This window comes from Actinotalea sp. C106 (assembly GCF_023630195.1).
Taxonomy (GTDB): Bacteria; Actinomycetota; Actinomycetes; order Actinomycetales; family Cellulomonadaceae; genus Actinotalea.
In genome coordinates this window covers 1-5,307 of sequence record NZ_JALPKN010000224.1, presented here as the reverse complement: position 1 = coordinate 5,307, position 5,307 = coordinate 1, and the positions used below count along the sequence as shown (strand labels likewise).

6 protein-coding genes are annotated in these 5,307 nt (G+C 69.3%); 1 reads left to right on the top strand and 5 read right to left on the bottom strand.

Annotation, left to right across the window (positions count from 1 at the left end; genetic code table 11):
- On the top strand, nt 1-614 hold a 614-nt coding region (locus tag L0B03_RS13500; protein ID WP_250446613.1), incomplete at its 5' end, for a TetR/AcrR family transcriptional regulator.
- A 36-nt stretch (nt 615-650) separates the two neighbouring features.
- Here the strand turns inward: L0B03_RS13500 and L0B03_RS13495 are convergent.
- The 5 genes from L0B03_RS13495 to L0B03_RS13475 form a co-directional block, all read right to left on the bottom strand.
- Nucleotides 651-1,658, bottom strand: a complete 1,008-nt coding sequence (locus L0B03_RS13495; protein ID WP_250446611.1) for a DUF5692 family protein — start codon at nt 1,656-1,658, stop codon at nt 651-653.
- A gap of 167 nt (nt 1,659-1,825) precedes the next feature.
- Nucleotides 1,826-3,163, bottom strand: a complete 1,338-nt coding sequence (locus tag L0B03_RS13490; RefSeq protein ID WP_250446609.1) for an ABC transporter substrate-binding protein — start codon at nt 3,161-3,163, stop codon at nt 1,826-1,828.
- A gap of 79 nt (nt 3,164-3,242) precedes the next feature.
- Nucleotides 3,243-4,049, bottom strand: a complete 807-nt coding sequence (locus L0B03_RS13485; protein WP_374204955.1) for a carbohydrate ABC transporter permease — start codon at nt 4,047-4,049, stop codon at nt 3,243-3,245.
- A 113-nt stretch (nt 4,050-4,162) separates the two neighbouring features.
- On the bottom strand, nt 4,163-5,074 hold the full coding sequence (locus tag L0B03_RS13480; RefSeq protein WP_250446607.1) for a carbohydrate ABC transporter permease: 912 nt from the start codon (nt 5,072-5,074) through the stop codon (nt 4,163-4,165).
- Nucleotides 5,071-5,307, bottom strand: a 237-nt coding sequence (locus L0B03_RS13475) for a Beta-galactosidase C-terminal domain (RefSeq protein WP_250446605.1), incomplete at its 5' end; no start/stop codon positions are given. The genes L0B03_RS13480 and L0B03_RS13475, both read right to left, overlap by 4 nt.

Here is a 5,307-nt window from a genome sequence, read left to right as displayed (position 1 = left end):
GCCCGACGACGCCCCCCGAGCCCGCCCTCCCCCACACCGACGGCTTCGCGGCCCGGCGGGCGGCGACCAGCCAGCAGATCCTCCAGGCGGCGGCCCAGGTCATGGCCGACCGGGGCTACGCGGGCACCTCGCTGGACGCGGTCGCCGAGCTCGCCGGGGTGGCCAAGGGCAGCATCTACAACAACTTCGGATCCAAGGAGCGGCTCTTCGAGGCGCTCATCGCCCACACCATGGACCGCTTCAGCGCGACCCTCGCGGCAGCGCCCGGCGGTCACACCGGCGCCGCTGCCCTCGAGGGCGTGGTCGCGGCCCTGCTGGTCGAGGTGAGGGACAACCCCGCGGGCACCCAGCTCCTCGCCGCCGAGCTGTTCCGCATGGGCCGCACCTGGCAGGAGTCCCTCGAGCCGGTGCGTGAGCGGATCGTCTCGGTGTTCCGTGAGGTCATCGCGCAGACCAACCCCGCCGCGGACGTCTCCGTCGTCGGGCCCGCGGTCTTCGGGGCGACGCTGATCGCCGGGCTCGAGTGGCGGACCTTCCAGCCCGAGCGCACGCTCCCGGACATCACCGAGGTGGTGATGGGGAGCGTGCGCTCGGTGCTCGGGCCCGCTGGCTGACAGCCAGGCCCGCAGCCCGTCGTCGGCCCGCAGCGCTCAGGCCACGGGGACCGGTCCGCGGTCGGCCCCGCGCGGGGAGCCACCCGTGCTGCCGGACCCGGCGTCGGCCTCCTCGACCATCGGCGGGTTGTCGCGGAGCACGCGCTGGTAGGCGGCGAGGTCGGTGAAGAGCTCGTCGGTCAGCGGGTTCTTGCGCCGCACCACGATCCGCCGCACCTGGTAGACGACGACCGCGACGTTCGCCACGAGGGACAGCGCGCTCATCGTGAACAGGGCACGCGGGTCGTGGGTGGACTCGACGGCGAACATCGAGCTGCCGACGAAGGCGGGCACCGCCATGGTGAACATCATCCAGAAGGCCAGGGTCTGGGCCCGGTGCTGCAGCCAGGAGCCCTTGGTGATGAAGAAGGCCGGGATGGTGCAGGAGATGAGCAGCGCGGCCCCCGCGTAGAAGGCGTGGTCACCGACGGCGTTGTAGACGTAGGCGAAGTTCCACAGGTCGTAGGCGATGATCCAGAACCAGAGCATGTCCGGCCAGATCATGGTGCGGGCCCCGCGGCGGCTCTGGGAGATGTAGATGCCCGCCCAGCCGCAGATCGTGACGATGTTCAGGATGCCCGCGACGCCGTTCATGATGTTCCACGGCCCGCCGACCATCATCACGCCGTCGTGCATGCCCTGGAGCCCGTACACCTCGAAGTCGCGGATCACGGCCTCGAGGATGTTGATGGCCAGGATGGCCGCGGGGAACATCAGCCAGTACCGGTTCTTGGCGAACCGCGGGATGTAGCGCAGGGCCATGAAGCCGAGGCAGCCGGCCAGGGCCGAGTACACCTTGACCCAGTGGAACCAGCTGCCGGTGGCCGAGCCCCCGGTGGCGGTGTGCGGCCACACGAAGATGGTCAGGACGATCGGCAGGACGACGAACAGCGCGATCCCGGCCTTCTTGCTCACGCGGGTCAGCTCGCTCAGGCCGATGAGGACCGCCACGACCACGACCCACATGAGGGCTGAGTACCAGGGGATGGACTCGAACAGGAACATCGTTCCGCACTCCTTCGGGGGCAAGGAGCCACCTCAGCGTGGCTTTGTGTACTCCACAGTACAAATCTTGCCGTGGCGCGGGACGGGTCGGAGGTCCTAGGGGCTCAGACGACGGACGGCCCCCCGCACCAGGTGCGAGGGGCCGTCCGTCCAGCAGGGGTCGAGAATCACTCAGCCACGGGGATCGCCTGCGCCTCGAGTGCCGCGACGGTCGAGGACTCGGCCGCCGTGAGGGCCTCGGGAAGGGTCCCGCTGCCCGAGATCGCGCCGGCGAAGCCGTCCGAGACGTCGTTGTAGACCTGCGTCATCGTCGGACCCCAGACGAAGTCGGCGGAGACCTGCGTGCTGGCCTCGGCGAACACGTCGTAGATGGCCTGGTCTCCGTAGAACTCGACGCCCTCGGACAGCACCGGGAGCTCGAGGCCTGCGGTCGTGGCCGGGTAGAGGTTGGCCTCCTCGTTGAGCATGGTCAGCGCCTCCTCGGAGGTGTTGAGCCACAGCGCGAACTGGCTGGCCTCGTACAGGTGCTCCGAGCCCTTGAGGACGGCGATGGTCGACCCGCCCCAGTTGCCCGCGCTCTGCTCACCCTCGCCCCACTGCGGCGACGGCGCGACCGACCAGCTGCCCGCGGTGTCCGGGGCGCCCGTGGCGATGGAGTTCGCGCCCCACACGGCCGAGTTCCAGGACCAGACCTCGCCCGAGTTGTAGGCGTTGTCCCACTCGGTGGTCCAGCCCGGGTACGTCGAGACCAGGTCCCGCTCGATCAGGTCGTCCCAGTAGGCCGCGACCTCCATCGACTCGGGGCTGTCCAGGTCGACGGTCCACGCCTCGCCGTCGTTGGCGAACCAGCTGCCGTTCGCCTGCCACACGAACCCGGCGAACTGGTTGATGTCCGCCTGGGAGAAGTTCGTGATGTACCCGCCGGTCTCCCGCACCTGCTCGGCCGCCGTGGCGAACTCGTCCCACGTGGTCGGCACCTCGATGCCGTTCTCCTCGAACAGGTCCGAGCGGTAGAACATGGCCATGGGGCCGGTGTCCTGCGGGACGCCGTACAGGGCGCCCTCCTCGCCGAGGGAGGCCTGCGCCCAGGTCCAGTCGACGAACTGGTCCTGCGCCGCGGCGACGTCCTCGCAGACGCCGATGTTCTCGAGACCGTCCTGCACGCGGAAGTTGGGCAGGGCGTCGTACTCGATCTGGCCGAGGTCGGGCGCGTTGCCGGCCTCGAGCTGGTTGAAGAAGTTCTGGTAGGTGCCGCCGTTGCCGTTGGGGCCGGTCTGCACCGACACCTGGATGTCCGGGTTCTCCTCGTTCCAGACGTCGACGACGCCCTCGATGCCGGGGATCCAGGAGGTGAACTCCAGCTCGACGGCGCCGTCGGAGGGCTCGCAGGCCCCGGCGTCGGTGGTGCCGCCCTCGCCCCCGTCGCCCGGGTCGCTGCTCGAGCAGGCGGCCAGGGCCAACGGGGCGAGCAGGGCGACGCTGACCGCTCGTGTGGTGATACGCATCCTTGATCCTTCTTCCGGTGGGTCGGTGATGGAGATGGTGTGGGGGGTGGGTACGGGGGGTGGTGGTTGCGGGGGATGGCTACTTGAGGGCGCCCGTACCGAGGCCGGTACGCCAGAACCGCTGCAGCAGGAGGAAGACGATGATCAGCGGCACGATCGACAGCAGCGCACCGGTGAGCACGTAGAGCCGCAGCTCGGGGACCTGGTTGACCTGGGTGTTCCAGGTGTAGAGACCGAGGGTCACCGGGAACAGGGACTCGTCCCGCAGCATGATCAGCGGCAGGAAGAAGTTGTTCCAGATCGCGACGAACTGGAACAGGAACACCGTGACCAGCGCGGGGAACATGAGTCGCACCGAGACGGTGAAGAAGGTCCGCACCTCCCCCGAGCCGTCGAGCCGTGCGGCCTCGAGCAGCTCCTCCGGGACGGCCGAGGCCGCGAAGATCCGGGCCAGGTACACCCCGAACGGGCTCACGATGCTGGGCAGGAACACCGACCAGAACGTGTTGGTCGCGTTGACCTGGCTGAACAGCAGGAACAGCGGCAGCGCCAGGGCCGTCGCGGGCACCAGCACCCCGCCGAGCACCACGTTGAACACGAGCTCGCGGCCCGGGAACACGTACTTGGCCAGGGCGTAGCCGCACATCCCCGCCAGGACGGTCGCCACGAGGGCACCGACCCCGGCGTACAGCACGCTGTTGAGCAGCCATCGGGGCAGCACCCCGCCGCCGTAGGAGGCGACCGCCGCGATGTTCTCCCCGAGCTGGATGTCGGAGAACCACAGCGCGTTGGTGGTGGTCAGGTCCCCGCGGCTCTTGGTCGAAGCGACCAGCAGCCACCAGATGGGGGTGAGGAAGTAGACCGTGAAGACCGCCATGACGAGCATCGCGGCGGTCCGCGGCAGGAACCCCTCGCGGGGCCCGTTGCGGCCGTTGTCCTTGCGCCCCGTGGTCCGGGCCCTGGCGCGGGCCGACGGCGGGACGGCTGCCGTCGTGGTGCTCACTGGAACGCCTTCCGCTGGGTCACCTTGAGGAAGGTGAAGGACAGGATGAACGTGGCGAGCGCGAGGACCACCGAGTAGGCGGCCGCGAGGCTCACGTTGGGCACCGAGGAGGTCGTGTAGACCAGCAGGTTCGGGGTGAACGTGCTGCTCACGGCCGAGGTGAAGGTGCGGAACACCTGGGGCTCGGCGAGCAGCTGCAGGGTGCCGATGATTGAGAAGATCGCGGTGAGGATGATCGCCGGCATGACCAGGGGGATCTTGATCGCCCACGCGATGCGGGCCTGGGAGGCGCCGTCGAGCCGCGCGGCCTCGTAGATCTCGGTGGGGATCGCGAGCAGCGAGGAGTAGATGATCAGCATGTTGTAGCCGACGTAGACCCAGGTCACGACGTTGGCCATGGACCACAGGACGAGGTCCGCCGAGAGGAACCCGACCTCCTGGGTCAGCGGCTTGAAGGGCGAGAGGTTCGGCGAGTAGAGGAAGCCCCACATGATCGCCGCGATCACCCCGGGCACCGCGTAGGGGGCGAAGAACGCCAGGCGGAAGAACCGCCGTCCCTTGACCAGGGGTGAGTCCAGCAGCAGCGCGAAGAGCAGCGCCAGGCCCAGCATCACCGGCACCTGCACGACGCCGAAGAGCAGCACCCGGCCCACGGACTCCCAGAAGGGCCCGCTGTCCATGACCTGCGCGTACTGGCTGAGCCCGCCGAACACCTCGCGTGGCTCGCCGTAGGTGCCCTCGCGCTCGATCACGAGCATGGACTGCCACACCGCGTACCCGATGGGGATCAGGTAGAAGAGCGTGAACAGCGTGGCGAAGGGCGCCACGAAGATCGCGATGGCCTTCTTGTGCGGCACCTTGATCCTGGCGCGGTTGCGCGCCTGGACGTCCAGGACTGTCGTGCTCATGACGCCTCCTCCCTGATCACGCGGACCGCACCGGCCGGCACCCGCAGGGCCTCGGTACGGACCGCCTGGGTGAGCTCGAACCCGGCCACGGGGACCTCGACCTCGCCGGTCCCGTGGTTGATGACGAACAGGTAGCTCTGCTCGGCGCCGCGACGGCGCACCACCTCGACCTCGGCCCCGGCCCCGGGCAGGGACCGCGCCCCGGCCTCGCGGGCCACCCGGCCCAGCAGGGC